Annotated in this window: 14 protein-coding genes; 8 read left to right on the top strand and 6 right to left on the bottom strand. The window is 60.2% G+C overall.

Annotation, left to right across the window (positions count from 1 at the left end):
- Positions 1 to 38: 38 nt before the first annotated feature.
- From ACSQ9D_RS22330 to repA, 3 genes are all read right to left on the bottom strand, one after another.
- Positions 39 to 1169, bottom strand: a complete 1131-nt coding sequence (locus ACSQ9D_RS22330) for an RHE_PE00001 family protein (protein ID WP_436284147.1) — start codon at positions 1167 to 1169, stop codon at positions 39 to 41.
- A 163-nt stretch (positions 1170 to 1332) separates the two neighbouring features.
- Entirely contained in the window at positions 1333 to 2316 is a 984-nt protein-coding gene (repB, locus tag ACSQ9D_RS22325) for a plasmid partitioning protein RepB (RefSeq protein ID WP_436284146.1), read from the bottom strand.
- Entirely contained in the window at positions 2313 to 3509 is a 1197-nt protein-coding gene (repA, locus tag ACSQ9D_RS22320) for a plasmid partitioning protein RepA (protein ID WP_072373754.1), read from the bottom strand. The genes repB and repA overlap by 4 nt, the downstream gene beginning before the upstream one ends.
- A 202-nt stretch (positions 3510 to 3711) precedes the next feature.
- Between repA and cobF the strand changes: the two genes are divergently transcribed.
- The 5 genes from cobF (at position 3712) to ACSQ9D_RS22295 (ending at position 8034) form a co-directional block, all read left to right on the top strand.
- Complete coding sequence (gene cobF / locus ACSQ9D_RS22315; protein ID WP_436284145.1) at positions 3712 to 4479, top strand: precorrin-6A synthase (deacetylating); 768 nt, start codon at positions 3712 to 3714, stop codon at positions 4477 to 4479.
- 66 nt (positions 4480 to 4545) lie between these two features.
- Positions 4546 to 5910, top strand: coding sequence for a precorrin-3B synthase (cobG, locus tag ACSQ9D_RS22310; RefSeq protein WP_436284144.1), 1365 nt, complete (start codon positions 4546 to 4548; stop codon positions 5908 to 5910).
- Positions 5911 to 5912: 2 nt separating this feature from the next.
- Positions 5913 to 6545, top strand: coding sequence for a precorrin-8X methylmutase (locus ACSQ9D_RS22305; protein ID WP_436284143.1), 633 nt, complete (start codon positions 5913 to 5915; stop codon positions 6543 to 6545).
- Entirely contained in the window at positions 6542 to 7273 is a 732-nt protein-coding gene (locus tag ACSQ9D_RS22300) for a precorrin-2 C(20)-methyltransferase (RefSeq protein WP_436284142.1), read from the top strand. The genes ACSQ9D_RS22305 and ACSQ9D_RS22300 overlap by 4 nt, the downstream gene beginning before the upstream one ends.
- Positions 7270 to 8034, top strand: a complete 765-nt coding sequence (locus ACSQ9D_RS22295; protein ID WP_436284141.1) for a precorrin-3B C(17)-methyltransferase — start codon at positions 7270 to 7272, stop codon at positions 8032 to 8034. Before ACSQ9D_RS22300 ends, ACSQ9D_RS22295 begins: the two co-directional genes overlap by 4 nt.
- Here ACSQ9D_RS22295 and ACSQ9D_RS22290 read toward each other — a convergent pair.
- Positions 7998 to 8768, bottom strand: a complete 771-nt coding sequence (locus ACSQ9D_RS22290; protein WP_436284140.1) for a cobalt-precorrin-6A reductase — start codon at positions 8766 to 8768, stop codon at positions 7998 to 8000. The genes ACSQ9D_RS22295 and ACSQ9D_RS22290 overlap by 37 nt on opposite strands.
- On the opposite strand from ACSQ9D_RS22290, the gene cbiE reads away from it, so the two are divergent.
- On the top strand, positions 8767 to 9999 hold the full coding sequence (gene cbiE / locus ACSQ9D_RS22285; protein WP_436284139.1) for a precorrin-6y C5,15-methyltransferase (decarboxylating) subunit CbiE: 1233 nt from the start codon (positions 8767 to 8769) through the stop codon (positions 9997 to 9999). The two genes, ACSQ9D_RS22290 and cbiE, sit on opposite strands and share 2 nt — an antisense overlap.
- A gap of 8 nt (positions 10000 to 10007) precedes the next feature.
- Complete coding sequence (gene cobM / locus ACSQ9D_RS22280; protein ID WP_436284138.1) at positions 10008 to 10769, top strand: precorrin-4 C(11)-methyltransferase; 762 nt, start codon at positions 10008 to 10010, stop codon at positions 10767 to 10769.
- 18 nt (positions 10770 to 10787) lie between these two features.
- Here the strand turns inward: cobM and ACSQ9D_RS22275 are convergent, their stop codons facing one another.
- The gene (locus ACSQ9D_RS22275; RefSeq protein WP_436284137.1) at positions 10788 to 11600 is read right to left on the bottom strand and encodes a TIM barrel protein; all 813 of its coding nucleotides are present in this window, start codon (positions 11598 to 11600) and stop codon (positions 10788 to 10790) included.
- A 701-nt stretch (positions 11601 to 12301) separates the two neighbouring features.
- On the opposite strand from ACSQ9D_RS22275, the gene ACSQ9D_RS22270 reads away from it, so the two are divergent.
- Positions 12302 to 13108 carry a LuxR C-terminal-related transcriptional regulator gene (locus ACSQ9D_RS22270; RefSeq protein ID WP_436284136.1) on the top strand — a complete coding sequence of 269 codons (807 nt, stop codon included), beginning with the start codon at positions 12302 to 12304 and terminating at the stop codon, positions 13106 to 13108.
- Between the two features lie 99 nt (positions 13109 to 13207).
- Here ACSQ9D_RS22270 and ACSQ9D_RS22265 read toward each other — a convergent pair whose 3' ends face one another.
- A complete protein-coding gene (locus ACSQ9D_RS22265) occupies positions 13208 to 14197 on the bottom strand; it encodes a sterol desaturase family protein (protein ID WP_436284135.1) in 990 nt (329 codons plus the stop codon).
- Positions 14198 to 14258 lie beyond the last annotated feature (61 nt).

Here is a 14258-nt window from a genome sequence, read left to right as displayed (position 1 = left end):
GGGTCTCCACGCCTGGCCGCTTTCTTTTTACTCTCAGATCAGATTATGCCCCAGGCTCGATAGCGCCCTCGCCCGGTGATCTCACGGATGCCAATGTCGTTCAGCAGATTGAGCGCGCCGCGACTGGTCACCTGCAGCTCGCGTGCCACCATTGCCGACGACACCATCGGCCGCGACAGGACGAAGTCCGCAAGCCGCGGCAGGCTGCTGTTTGATCGTCGATCCCTGAAGCGGATTTCCATCTGCGTGCGCGCCAGCGAAAGGCGGTCCATTTCCTTGAGTCCCGCGGCAGCGCTTTCCACCATGCCCTCGAGAAAAGCCTGCAGTCGCGTCAGCCGGTCGCGCGCACGTCGCCGCTCATGGCGTATCGTCTTGAGGCCCGCATAGAAGGCAAAAAGATGGGACGTGACCTTGCCGCGTGCGCGCAAATAGCTGGCGACCAGGAGGCCTCCGAGCCAATGCTGCCGACGAAGTGGCTCGATCCTTTCCCAGGCATCAAATATCAGCGCTGCGCCGAGTGTCGCGGGCAAACCATCGGCGATGGCAATCGTCTTGCGCCATGCCCCGAGGCGCGCAACCTCGTCCCATTCCTCGTCATCGAACAGGCCGAGGGGATCGTCGCTGCGCTTCTCGCGCGAGCGCTCGGGCGTGTCGTGTGGCTCGGACCTGCCGAGATGTCTATGGCTATCCAACAAACGCTGCGACCTTTCCAGGATCGCATCGATCGCGGCCAGTTCAGCGGAGAGAAGAGCATCCACCTCGCCCTCAGCATCATCGTCGATCGCTGGCTTTGTGCTCTTGATCTCGAGGGCCCCCTCCCCTTCCATGCCGCCGGCCAGAACCGACAATCCTGAGGGGCTCAGCGCCCAGTCGGGTGCGGCAGTCCAGATGCGCCTTCGCATACGCAAAATGGAATGGGCGATCGTCAGCTCGTGGCTTGGCGTGCGTGTATCCATACGGGCGTCGTGCAAGACGAGGTCTTCGACGTGAACCAGTTCACCGGCGACCCACAAGGCACCGATAGCGTCAAAGAAATGTCGGCGCTCGGCAAAGCCTTCCGCGACCGTGACGCGTGTCGTCCTTTCGTCCAGTCTCGCCAACCCATCCTCGGCCTGGACGATCGTCGGCAACAGGCTGACCAGCAATGGACTGTCGATCTCATAGCGCATTGTTAGCTATCTTAATTTTTCCGCAACGGAATCCAAATCACGCTTAACTTCCGTCATGTATGGCATGGATCGTCGGAGCACTCAAATCGCCGCACGGTGAATTTCGAGCAACGCACTGCGGCGCCGGTTTTAGGGGCAGACTGAGCGCACGCCGGCCGCAACGCTACTTTCCAGCCTTGAATGCCTCGTAGAGTTCATCGAGGCGGCGCGCGATGTAGCCGCCAAAATCCGCCGCATCGCCTGTCTTTAGCGCGATGGTAAAGGAATCGCCCGCGCTGCGGATGCGACCCTTGATCTTGCCGTCTCGCTTCGGAAACCATTCATACTCCGTGGCCTCCTGTCTCTCCGGCTTCTTTGCCAGTTCGGCGACAACGAGGTCGAAGCGACGATCGCTCCCTTGTGCGGCAAAGTCCTCCGAGCCAAGCAGCCCCCGCAACCGGGAGGTCGTTGCGCTGGTCCAACCTTGCGCAAGCGCGATCCATTTGCGACGTCCAGCGGCCGGCGCGGCACCGATCGCCATGATGGCTTCCATTGGAATGCTCTTGGCAACCGAGATCAGTTTTGACAATTCCGTCTTGTCCGTCGAAAGGGCTTTCATGATAACAGGCCGCTCGAAACCCTTGCTCTCGAGATTGAAGGCAAAAACGGCTCTTTCAATATAGGACAGATTACGTCTCGCGGAATTCTCGATACCTTGCGCGATGACGACATCGACATCATCCAGTTTCCGGATGATCGCCTGCACCTTGCGCCCGAGCAGTCGCAGCGCCTGAAGCCGCCGGTGTCCGTAAACCACCTGGTAACGCGCATCGTGCTGCGGATGCCGTCGAACGAGAATAGGCACTTCCTGTCCATCTTCCTCGATCGATCGTACCAGTTCGTCCGCAACATCCTGGGGCAGCTCCGCGAGCCGATCTCTGACGAAGGACATGTCGATGAGTTCTGGATCAAGTTCAACGACACGCTCGCCAGATAGCAGCGCCTCCTGCATCGCCCTGCTTTCTTCCTCCATGCGCCCAAGCGTCAGCGCCATCGAACGGACCGGACCGGCCGGGCCGCGCATCGGCGTCTCATCCTCCGAGTTGGCCGCGGCCAACTCCTGCGCCGTGTCGTCGAACAGCCCCTTCAGTCGATCCCGTCTGCTCATGTCCGACCCCATGCTTTGTGAATTCCCGCCAGCACTTCACCATTCGCAGCGTTGACCGACTCCAACGCGCGGTCGTAGGTCGAACGCCGGACCTGACCCCTTTCAATCTCGTAAAGCGACTGCTTCGTCAGCCCGGCATCGGCGATCGCCGTGGACTTTAGGATGGTCGCTGTCAAAACGTCGTCGCTGAAAAGGTTGCGCAGCAGCGCCACGATCTGCGACTGCGGCGCATCGAACGGTTCGTGGCGCGTGACCACATATTTGATGAAGTCATGTTGCAGGTCGCCACCGGCCTTGCGCACGACGGACAGCAGATCCGATGTCATCAACAAGAACTGCGACATCGACGCAACGTCGACCATCTGCGGGTGAATGGTGATCAGAAGCGACGTTGCCGCGCACACGGCGCCGAGCGTCAGATAACCAAGCTGCGGCGGGCAATCGATGACGACGACATCGTAGTTGGCCTCGACCTCTGAAATAGCAACACCGACACGCCGAAAGAACACCTCCCCCGTCCGCTGGCGATCCCCGAGAGCGCGCGGCGTCTCGTGCTCGAACTCCATCAGCTCAAGATTTCCTGGCACGAGGTCAAGCCCGTCGAAATAGGTCTTGCGTACGACGTCCTTGAGAGAGCGGCGGCTCGCGTCATAGCGGATCGCGCCGTAGAGCGTATCGCCGTCAGCCAGATCGAACTCCGGTTGGACCCCGAGCATGGACGACAGCGATGCCTGCGGATCGAGGTCGATTGCCAGCACGCGGTAGCCGTTCAGCGCCAGGTACTGGGCGAGGTAGAGGGTTGTGGTCGTCTTTGCCGAGCCGCCCTTGAAATTCGTCACCGCGACCGTCTGCAGCTTCTCGCCCGGCCGACGCCACGGAAGATAAGAGAGTGCATCCTTCGGCTTGATCCGCGCCATATGGTGGCGCAGCTCGTTGATTTGGGCAAGCGTATAGGACCGTCGGCCGTTGACGGAGACGTCCGGCTGCGGCCCCTTGCCGTCGAGCGAAAGCTGGCGCAGGTATCCGTCGGACACACCGATCATTTGCGCCGCCTCCCCGGAGGTGAACGTCCGCAGCGTCTTCTGGGACAACGGCGGAAAGAGCTTTTCACGAAGAAGCTTCAGCTGACGCGAAAGTTGGTTGGCGTGCCGCTCGATGCGGACATCCGTCGTCGATACGCTAATGTTGTCCAAAACACTCGATCCCTATCAATGCGCTTTTCTGTCAACATCGCGCTAAAAAGCGTATCAAGAATGTCATGATTCGCGAATCGCGACAAGAATGGCCGTGGCTGGCAGGCACGCGCAAAGTTGGCCGCGGCCAACTGCGCCTTACCCTCTTGCGGCGGCGGGTTGGTTGCGCCACAAACGAGCCGAACTGAAAAGGTAAGAAGGCGTGCCTCATATCCACATCATCGGCATCGGAACAGGAAATCCCGAGCACGTCACCATTCAGGCGATCAACGCCATGAATGCCTCCGACGCCATCTTCATCCCGACCAAAGGCCCAGGAAAAGACGGCCTGGCTGCTGTTCGCCGCGAGATCTGCAGCCGCTACGTCACCAACAGCAAGACTGAGATCATCGAATTTGCCGTGCCAAAGCGCGCCACAGCCGACCGGACCTATCTCGAAAGTGTGGATGCGTGGCATGCCGCCATTGCCGAGACCTATGTCAGGCTCATCGAAGGCCTGCCGGACGCCGGCACGGGTGCCTTCCTGATCTGGGGCGACCCCAGCCTCTACGACAGCACGATCCGCATTCTGGAACGCGCCCGGGTAGCAAGCAGTTTCGCCTTCGAGTTCAGCGTCATTCCCGGCATTACGAGTGTGCAAGCCCTTGCTGCAAGCCATCGCATTCCGATCAACCTTGTGGGAAAGCCACTCGAACTCACCACGGGTCGGCGTCTCGTCGAAAAAGGCAATCGGGCCGAAAGCACGGTCGTCATGCTCGATGGCGAGCTCGCCTTTTCGAAGATCGATGACCCCGACGCGGAGATCTTCTGGGGTGCCTATCTTGGCACGCCCAACGAGATCACGCGCGCCGGACGACTGGCCGACGTTGCAGACGAGATCGTCAGGGTGCGGGCTGAAGCGCGTGCGCGCCACGGCTGGATCATGGACATCTATCTGCTCCGCAAAGGGCACGATTTCGATGATCTTTGACGAAGATCATGGTTTTGCGCTGATTGTCCCAATCATATAAGGACATGAGCGAAGGAACTGGCGACAATGGCACCTGGCGAACAGACGGCGCGCGATAGCCGGGAGGAGGTTCCCTCGTCCTGGATGCGCCGTGGCGCCTGTCCGACGCTGCTGGAGCCGATGCAAACGGGCGATGGTCTGTTGGCGCGGCTGCGGCCCGCCGGCGGCATTCTTTCGGTCCAGCAATTCATCCAGTTGGCCGAGGCAGCGCAGAGGCACGGTAACGGAATAGTCGAGATCACCGCGCGCGGCAGCCTGCAAATTCGCGGCCTTGGACCGGAGACCGTCCAACCGCTCGCAGCAGATCTCGACGCCGCGGGTATCTCGGTTCCCGCCGGCCCCGTGATTGAACTCTCGCCGTTGCATGGCATCGCGCCTGACGAGATCGGGAACCCTGCCGAGATTGAAGCACTGCTGCGCGACAAACTCGCCGCCGAGCTCCTTTCCCCGATGCTTGCGCCGAAACTCTCAATTCTGATCGATGGGGGGGGCAAGTGCGGGCTTGCTGCCGTTGCTGGTGACATTCGTGTTACCGCCATTTCCGCCGGAGTCTGGCAAATCGCCGTCAACGGCGACGGACGAACCGCACTGCCATTGCTGACGGGAAGCGCCGATCAGGCGGTTCGAGCAGTTGGAGATCTGCTTTGCCTGCTCATTTCGCTTGGCCGGCACAAACGATGCCGCGATCTTGAACGCGGGCACCTCCTGTCGGCCTTCCCTGCGATGGAGCGAATGAAGCTCGCAAGAGCGCCCGCGTTCCAGGATCCCTTGGTCGGCACCCTCACCCTTGCGGATGGCCCCGCAATTCTCGGGCTGAGGCCTCGCTTCGGGCAAATGCACGCCGGCGATGTCATCGCGTTCCTCGGCTCAGCCAAAGCCTTCGGCGCAACGCAAGTCCGGCCGAGCCCCGGCCACATTTTCTTACTGGCTGAGCTCTCATCTCGATCCGCGCTGCTCATTGCGCAAATGGCGTCGAGGTATGGCCTGTCTGCCGACCGTCACGATCCGTCGGCGCACATTGCCACGTGTGCAGGCGCCGGCGCCTGCGCCTCAGGCCACTATCAGACCAAGGCCCATGCGGAGAGATTGGTTTCCATCGCTCCCGAATTGCTGGACGGCTCCATGGTTGTTCATCTCTCCGGCTGCGCCAAGGGATGTGCCCATCCGCAGCCGGCCCTTTCCATTGTCGGCGCGCAGGACGGCTACCATCTCATCCTCAACGGCAAGGCTTCGGATGCTCCCGACGCACAGATTGCTAGCGGCGACATCGATTCCGCTATAGAGGAACTCGCTCGCCTCATCAAAAACGAGAGACATGCTGGCGAATCGGCTGCTGCCTGCCTTAGACGGGTCGGCAAAGGCGACGTCACAAGGGCGCTGCGACAGGGATAGGAATGCCGGACTACGATTATATTCACAGCGGCGACGCGATCTACGAGCGATCTTTTGCGATCATTCGCAGCGAAGCTGACCTTTCACGGTTTTCTGCGGAGGAAGCCGATATTGCCGTGCGCATGATCCATGCATGCGGTCTCGTCGAAGCGGCAGAGCATTTCGTGTTCTCGCCCAGCTTCGTCAGTGCCGCACGCGTAGCCTTGCATGATGGGGCACCGATCTTTTGCGACGCAGAAATGGTGGCGCACGGCGTCACACGCACGCGCCTGCCAGCACACAACGAGGTGCTTTGCACGCTGCATGATCCGCGCACGGCGGAACTGGCAAAGCAAGCCGGCAATACCCGCTCGGCCGCAGCGCTCCAGCTTTGGCTGGAGCGGCTTGGCGGCAGCGTCGTCGCCATCGGCAATGCCCCGACGGCCCTCTTCCATCTTCTTGAATTGTTGCGCGACGGCGCACCGAAACCGGCGGCGATCATCGGTATGCCGGTCGGCTTTGTTGGCGCGGCTGAATCCAAGGACGCACTCGCCGAAAACTCCTACGGCGTACCGTTTGCAATCGTGCGTGGCCGCCTCGGTGGCAGCGCGATGACGGCAGCCGCCGTAAACGCTCTGGCGAGGCCCGGCCTATGAAGAACCCTGGCCGCCTTATCGGCGTCGGCACCGGCCCCGGCGATCCGGAACTCCTGACCGTCAAAGCGGTCAAGGCGATCGAAGCAGCACATGTCATCGCCTATTTTGCCAAGCAGGGCAGGGGCGGAAACGGCAAGGCGATCGTCGAGCATCTCTTGAGCGCAGAAAAGACGTTGTTGCCGCTCTACTATCCGGTGACGACCGAGATCGAAAAGGGGGAGGAGGCTTATCGCCAACAGATTACCACCTTCTACGATCAATCGGCAGACGCGGTCGCTAGCCATCTGGAGAAGGGCCGCATCGTTGCCGTGTTGAGCGAAGGGGATCCGCTGTTTTACGGCTCCTATATGCATCTGCATATAAGGCTGGCGAACCGCTATCCAACCGAGGTCATTCCCGGCATCAGCGCCATGTCCGGATGCTGGTCGCTTGCCGGTATCCCGATTGTCCAGGGAGACGACGTCCTTTCCGTACTGCCAGGTACGATGGCTGAAGCCGAGTTGCAGCGGAGGCTAGCGGATACGCAGGCCGCCGTTATCATGAAGGTTGGACGCAACCTTCCCAAGATACGCCGCGCGCTGGAAGCGTCGGGCCGCCTTGCGGAAGCTGTTTATGTGGAGCGGGGTACGATGGCCAATGCGGCAATGACAAAGCTTGTCGACCGCCTGGATGGCGACGCCCCTTACTTTTCCCTGGTGCTCGTGCCCGGCTGGGAGGCCAGCCGGTGACAGGCAAGCTCTTCGTGATCGGAACGGGCCCGGGCAATGCGCAGCAGATGACGCCGGAAGCTCTTGCCGCCGTGTCCCAGTCAACCGAATTCTACGGATACGGACCCTATCTCGACCGGCTAAACCTGCGATCCGATCAGCGGCGACAGGCATCCGATAACCGGGAGGAGCTCGATCGGGCATCGGCAGCTCTGCGCGCGGCGGCGGCCGGCTCGAGCGTCTGCGTCGTTTCCGGGGGAGATCCAGGAGTCTTCGCGATGGCGGCGGCCGTCTGCGAGGCCATCGACAACGGTCCGCAAGAATGGCGCGCGGTTGATCTGACCGTGCTGCCGGGAATTACCGCCATGCTTGCGGTCGCCGCCCGCGTCGGCGCGCCGCTTGGCCACGATTTTTGCGCACTATCGCTGTCGGACAATCTAAAGCCTTGGAATGTCATAGAAAATCGCCTCCTGATGGCGGCCCGAGCAGGCTTTGTCATCGCCCTTTACAACCCGATCAGCAAGGCACGACCCTGGCAATTGGGTAGAGCGTTCGAGTTGCTGCGCGCCGAGCTTCCCGCAGCGACGCCGGTGATTTTCGGCAGGGCGGCAGGACGTGCCGACGAACGTATCACCGTCCAGCGCCTTGCCGAGGCCGAGGCAGCAAACGCGGACATGGCAACCTGTGTCATCATTGGCTCGCCTGAAACGAAGGTGATCTGCCGAGACGGCAAGCCTGATCTCGTCTACACTCCGCGCTCCATCGTAAAGGGGAACAGGTGATCGATCGCCGCCAGCATCGATTCGATCGTGGCGACCGTCTGCATGGCGGCGGCGGGGGCGCGCGCGATCATGATCACCTCGATGCCGAGCTGGCGTGCTGCCGCAATCTTTGCATAGGTCGCCGAACCACCACTGTTCTTGGTCACCAAGGCGTCGATTCGATGGGCGCGAAACAGCGAGGTTTCACCTTCGACATCATAGGGGCCTCGATCGAGAACGAGGCAGACGTCAGGAAGGACAAGCGGCGGCTCAACAGGATCGACGCTTCTTACGAGGTAGAAGTGCTGGGGAGCCGCTTCGGCGCGATGCGCTTCCTGGCGACCGATCGCCAGGAAGACCCTGCGGGGAGAGGGGCCAAGCAAGGTGATTGCTTCCGCAACAGTCGTGACATGTGTCCACCGGTCTTTCGGTTCAGCTTTCCATTCGGGTCGGCGCAGCGCCAATGCGGGAATTCCGCTAGCCGCCGACGCCGCACCGGCGTTCCTCGAAATGCGAGCCGCGAAGGGATGAGTGGCGTCGATTATGAGATCGAACCGCCCTTCCTGCAGGAACGCCGCAAGCCCTTCGGCTCCGCCAAAGCCGCCGATGCGAACCGGAACCGGCTGTGGGGACGGTTTGTCAGTCCTGCCAGCAAGGGAAAGCAGAACGTCATACCGGCCTGTATCAGCGAGCAATTGGGCAAGGGCGCGCGCTTCGCCAGTCCCCCCAAGCATCAGGATGCGAATTTTGCCCATGTCTGATATGCCTTCTGCCTCCAGCCGACTCTGGCTGACTATTATCGGCATCGGAGAAGACGGTCCAGCCGGGCTGGGCGATGAGGCAAAGCAGCTGATCGCGGCCGCACCTGTCGTCTTCGGCGGCAGGCGGCATCATGAGTTGGTGGCCGCGCTCGTCACCGGCGAGAAGCTCTCTTGGGAAAGTCCGTTCGATCGGTCCGTCGAGGCAGTCGCCGCGCGCCGCGGTCAGCCAGTCGTCGTCCTCGGTTCGGGCGATCCATTCCTTTATGGAATCGGGGCTACGTTATCCCGACGTATAAGCGCCGAGGAAATGCGGGTCATTCCAGCCCCATCCTCGTTCAGCCTGGCCGCCTCGCGTCTCGGCTGGCCGCTGCAAGAGGTAGCGACGATTTCCCTGCACGGCCGTCCACTGGATCTGATCCGACCGCACCTGCATCACGGCCGGCGGATTGCCGCACTGACCTCAGACGGAGAGACGCCGAGCAAGCTTGCAGAACTTCTCTGCGTCTCCGGTTTCGGCCAGTCCCAATTGCACGTCCTTGAGGCGCTTGGTGGGCAGCGCGAGCGGCGGCGCCAGGCACGCGCCGATAGCTTCGATCTCGGTCAGATCGATCCACTAAACGTCTGCGCCATCGAGGTCGTGGCAGGGGAGGGGGCGCGGACAATCGCGTTCACGCCGGGGCTCGATGATGCGCTCTTCGAGCACGACGGCCAGTTAACCAAACAGGACGTCCGTGCGATCACGCTCGCAGCGCTTTCTCCCCGCCACGCAGAACTGCTCTGGGATATTGGAGCTGGCTCCGGCTCGATCGGCATCGAATGGATGCTCGCCGATCCGTCGCTGCGGGCGATTGCAATCGAGCAATCAAGCGAGCGAGCGGCACGGATCGCGCGCAATGCGCTTGCCCTCGGTGTCCCCGGGCTTGCCATAGTCGAAGGCAAGGCGCCCGAGGCGCTTGCGAACCTTCCTGAACCTGATGCGATCTTCGTCGGCGGTGGCGGCAGCGAGGAAGGCGTGCTCGAAATGGCGCTTCAGGCGCTGAAGAGGGGAGGGCGCCTCGTAGCCAACGCCGTCACGCTCGAGATGGAGGCGCTACTACTGTCAATGCACCAGCAGCGCGGCGGCACGCTGACACGCATTGACATATCGCGCGCGGCACCCATCGGCGGCATGACGGGTTGGCGGCCAGGCATGCCAGTGATGCAATGGCGCTATACAAAGAAGTGAGAAAAAAGATGACGACTGTGCATTTCATCGGCGCGGGACCGGGTGCGGCGGACCTGATCACGGTGCGGGGTCGTGACCTCATCGCAAAGTGCCCTGTCTGTCTCCATGCGGGCTCGATTGTGTCGCCGGAATTATTGCGTTACTGCCCGCCTGGGGCGCGTATCATTGATACCGCGCCGATGTCGCTCGACGAGATCGAGGCCGAGTACCTGCGCGCGGCGGCCGCCGGCGAGGATGTCGCGCGACTGCATTCGGGCGACCTTTCGGTTTGGAGTGCTGTCGCCGAGCAAATCCGCCGGCTCGAAAAGCATGGCATCGACTACACGATGACACCTGGCGTGCCAGCTTTTGCGGCGGCCGCCGCCACCCTTGGCCGGGAACTGACCATCCCGGCAGTAGCACAAAGCCTGGTGCTCACGCGCGTTTCCGGTCGTGCATCGCCCATGCCGAACGACGAAACGCTGGCGAAATTCGGCGCGACGGGGTCAACTTTGGCCATCCACCTTGCCATTCATGCGCTGGGGCAGGTTGTTGCCGAACTAACGCCGCTCTACGGCGCTGATTGCCCGGTTGCGATCGTCGCCAAGGCATCCTGGCCAGATGAACGGGTCGTGCGCGGAACGCTTGGCAACATCGAGACAAAGCTGACCGCCGCTCCCATCGAGCGCACGGCGATCATCTTTATCGGCCCATCGCTCATGGCCAGCGACTTTCGCGAAAGCTCGCTTTATGACGCCACCTACCAGCGACGCTTTCGCGGTCGAGAGTAGGGGGAAGGGCCCTTGGGCTCAGACCTGCGTCGAGAGGTAATCCATGCTCGCCCGCAGCGCCTTTGCCGGATCCTTCAGATCGTGTACTTCGGCTGCGAAGGGCTCGAACGAGAACGGTCCCGCATAGCCCGCTTCCATCAGCGCCCTGATCTGCCCGGCGTTGTCCAGACGATCGTTTGCCGCCACCAGGACGCGGTGCGCATCGCGCATATCCGCGACAGAAACGGTGGGATCGTCGACGCCCGAGATATGGACCAGCCCGGTCAGGTCGGGAAACAGTTGTTCCTCGCCGGCAAGGTGATGATGGAACGTGTCATGCACGAGCTTGAAGGTCGATCGGGCCGCCAGGGCATCGATTGCTGCGGCGGCCTCCGCCTTGGAACGAAGGGAGCAAATTTCAAAGCCCAGGGGCTCCACAAGCCCGACGATCCCGGCAGCATCAAGCATGGGCTTCAGTGCAACCAGCGACTGGCGCAGATTCTCCTGGCGCTCGCCATCCGCTCGCCCGGTACCATCGTTTTTCGGGACAAGAACCAGCGCCTGTGCGCCGCATGCCTTCGCATCTTCGATAAGTTCCCGCGCTTCATCGACACGCGTGGCATTCCACTCGTTGAAGCGCTGCAGCGCATTGATCGAAACAATCGTCGTCCCGTGACGCTGCGCGGCCTTGGCGACGGTCTCCGGCGAGGTTCCATCAATGATCGCGTTGCCTGTGAGATCGTTGCGAATCTCGACGGCATCGATGCCAAGCGAGGTGGCCAAGCCGAAGAAGCCTTCAATCGGCAGCGATGGCGCTGCCATATGGTTGAGGGCGAAACGAAGTGTTGGCATTTCAGGTCTTCTCCTATGCCTGGGTATTCGGGCAAGCCGATCGGCCAAGCAACTCTCTATCCCAACCGGAAGCGTGAGCGCATCTATTTCGAGGGCGTCGATCTCTCATTCATGACAGAAAATGGAGCGATCTTGAGAGGGGCCCTCACAAGGATGGTCCGCCAAGCGCATCGGAATAATTATCGGGCACCGCGCAGGAGACGCCAAATAAAAATCACAAGCGCGCGTTGTATATCGGTTCACAGCTAGGAAACTGAACAGTTACTACAGTTGCAATCTACAGAATTAACCATACCAAAATGCGATCTTTAAGCGTGTTTTGGCTTGAAATACACTGAGGCCGTAACATTATTCAGGATTTTTATTCCAACAAATATCAACGCAGTCGAGGGCATCGCGTAACTTTTACCGTGGACTGAAACTACATTTCTCGATTCGCCCAAGAGTGGTATATTTTTATATATTCAGATTTCTCCCGTTACCTTTTAGAAATATTTTTGTATTGCTTATTAGCAGGCATGTATGTACTTTCTTAATAAAGTAGAAATCCAACATTCAACAAAATTGTGGTTGGACAAAATTCGGGGATCTACTTTACCTGCATACTAAAGGGGATCATCACTGCGTTCAGGGGACCTTCGCAAAGTATTGCGTATACTTCGTGCGAACCATCCCCCAGCACTATAGGGTATGAGGCTAGTATGAATTACGTACCTTCGGAATTTGAAAGTGCAAGAATACCATTGAACAGGCTCCGGCCTGCAACGACGCTATCCAAGGCAACCATAGATTTCGAGCATTCTGACGAGACACACGGCGATGATCAGTGTCTGCTGATTGTCGACGCCAGAACACTCGAACGCGAATGCCTTGCGACGACATTAAGGGCGAATGGCCTTGGCATGACTGCTGTTGCCGTTGGCTCGATCGCAGAATGGCGGAAAAGGAAGGATACTTGCCAACCGGTTGGCGCGGTTCTCCTCAATATCGCTGGCGGCAAGGCAAATGACGCAGCGCTGTGTGACGAGATCGCGAACATCACCTCGGAACTTGCACCGGCTCCGGTGATTATTCTGGCCGATGGTGATGACCTTAGTCAAACGTTGAGAGTACTCGAATACGGCGCGCGCGGCTTCATTCCGACCTCCGTCGGAATCGAGGTTTGCGTCGAGGCAATTGCCCTGGCGGTTGCAGGCGGCACCTTTATTGTCGCGGGCGACAGCTTTTCTGCGGCGGCAGCAGCAACAGTGAAGGGGAGCCAGCAACAACAGCGGCCGAACGAACTCACGCGCATCTTCACGCTCAGGCAAGCCGAGGTCGTGCAGGCGCTTCGCAAGGGAAAGGCGAACAAGATCATCGCCTATGAACTCAATCTACGCGAAAGCACGGTCAAGGTTCACATCCGCAATATCATGAAGAAGCTGAAGGCAACGAACCGGACGGAAGTTGCTTACAAGCTCAATGATATGTTCCAAAGCGATGCAAGGTGGGCAACGCCTGCCGGGTAAGTTTTTTCCGGCTCGCATTTCCGTACATCGACATATCTCCACAGACGGCGCGCAGCAAATGGCTGAGCGCCATCTGCGTTTTAGGCGTCCCCACCTCTTTCACCGCCGCTTGAACCGGGTGTGCCGGCTGATATCGCTATGTGCGACCTGCTCCTCTCCAGACAAGGGGCGCATTTGCGGCTCGCGGCGACGTCCCAGGATCTGCTTGAACCCTTTGGCCGAAAACGGTTGGACAAGCTGGGCGACGAAGCCCTCGGCAATCCGTCCACTGATGCCGATCTCGGCAGGCGGCCTGCGCGCCGGATTGAAATAGGTGCCAAATAGCTGATCCCACAGCACAAGATTCTCGCCATAATTCGTATTTCCTTCGGCAAGCACCTTGGAATGATGCCAACGATGCAAGCGAGGTGTGCTAAAAACCAGGTCGAGCGGGCCGGTCCTGACATCCATGTTGCAGTGGGTGAGAAGGCCGATGAAGGCTGTGACGGCGCTGATCCAGAGAAAGACGGGCAGGGGCGCTCCCAGGAGATAGAGGGGAATCTGACTGAGTGCGATCTTGAAGAGCGAATCGACCACGTGAAAACGACCGGTATTGACAACCCACAGGCGCTCGACGCTGTGATGCAGGGCATGAAATCGCCACAACGATAGGATCTCGTGCGCGGCGCGGTGCGCGACGTAAAGACCGAATTCGGCAATGATCAAACCCAGCACGACTTGCAAGACGAGAGGCCATTGGTGCGGCCATATCGCCGTCGGCGACGTAAGCGCCGGCTGCACGACGGTCGCGACCGCCATTGGGGCAGATGCTCCGATGGCCGCTGCAATCTGCACGCCACCCTTGGTCAGGAGCGTATGGGCGACGTCGTTGAAGGTTTCGCCATCATGCTTCAGCCAGTCTTGCTCATAGGGTATCAGCCGCTCGAAGCCTGCGATTGCAGCCACGACCGTCAGATAAACCAGATTGAACCACAATAGGGGTGCCTCTGTGTGGAAGGCTAAGCCCGCCCCGACCAATCCCACCGCAAAGAGCGCTGGCCACAGCGCCAACGACGTCGCCATGTAAAGCGCCGACTTGCCCTCATTCATTACACGCACCCTCTGCTTGCCCTAAGACGGCCCATGATACACCGCAGTTGCGTCCGCGAGG

The organism is Rhizobium sp. LjRoot258, from assembly GCF_964254185.1.
Classification (GTDB): Bacteria; Pseudomonadota; Alphaproteobacteria; order Rhizobiales; family Rhizobiaceae; genus Rhizobium.
Note: the sequence above shows the minus strand (reverse complement) of the source record. Positions and strands in the feature narration are given on the sequence as shown.

What these genes read in the sequence shown, in the direction of transcription:
- ACSQ9D_RS22300 (WP_436284142.1), top strand. Translation starts at nt 6,542, where the DNA reads ATGAAGAACCCTGGCCGCCTTATCGGCGTCGGCACCGGCCCCGGCGAT.
- ACSQ9D_RS22290 (WP_436284140.1), bottom strand. Translation starts at nt 8,768, where the DNA reads ATGGGCAAAATTCGCATCCTGATGCTTGGGGGGACTGGCGAAGCGCGC.
- repB (WP_436284146.1), bottom strand. Translation starts at nt 2,316, where the DNA reads ATGAGCAGACGGGATCGACTGAAGGGGCTGTTCGACGACACGGCGCAG.
- cobG (WP_436284144.1), top strand. Translation starts at nt 4,546, where the DNA reads ATGGCACCTGGCGAACAGACGGCGCGCGATAGCCGGGAGGAGGTTCCC.
- ACSQ9D_RS22330 (WP_436284147.1), bottom strand. Translation starts at nt 1,169, where the DNA reads ATGCGCTATGAGATCGACAGTCCATTGCTGGTCAGCCTGTTGCCGACG.
- ACSQ9D_RS22275 (WP_436284137.1), bottom strand. Translation starts at nt 11,600, where the DNA reads ATGCCAACACTTCGTTTCGCCCTCAACCATATGGCAGCGCCATCGCTG.
- cobM (WP_436284138.1), top strand. Translation starts at nt 10,008, where the DNA reads ATGACGACTGTGCATTTCATCGGCGCGGGACCGGGTGCGGCGGACCTG.
- cbiE (WP_436284139.1), top strand. Translation starts at nt 8,767, where the DNA reads ATGTCTGATATGCCTTCTGCCTCCAGCCGACTCTGGCTGACTATTATC.
- ACSQ9D_RS22270 (WP_436284136.1), top strand. Translation starts at nt 12,302, where the DNA reads ATGAATTACGTACCTTCGGAATTTGAAAGTGCAAGAATACCATTGAAC.
- ACSQ9D_RS22305 (WP_436284143.1), top strand. Translation starts at nt 5,913, where the DNA reads ATGCCGGACTACGATTATATTCACAGCGGCGACGCGATCTACGAGCGA.
- ACSQ9D_RS22265 (WP_436284135.1), bottom strand. Translation starts at nt 14,197, where the DNA reads ATGAATGAGGGCAAGTCGGCGCTTTACATGGCGACGTCGTTGGCGCTG.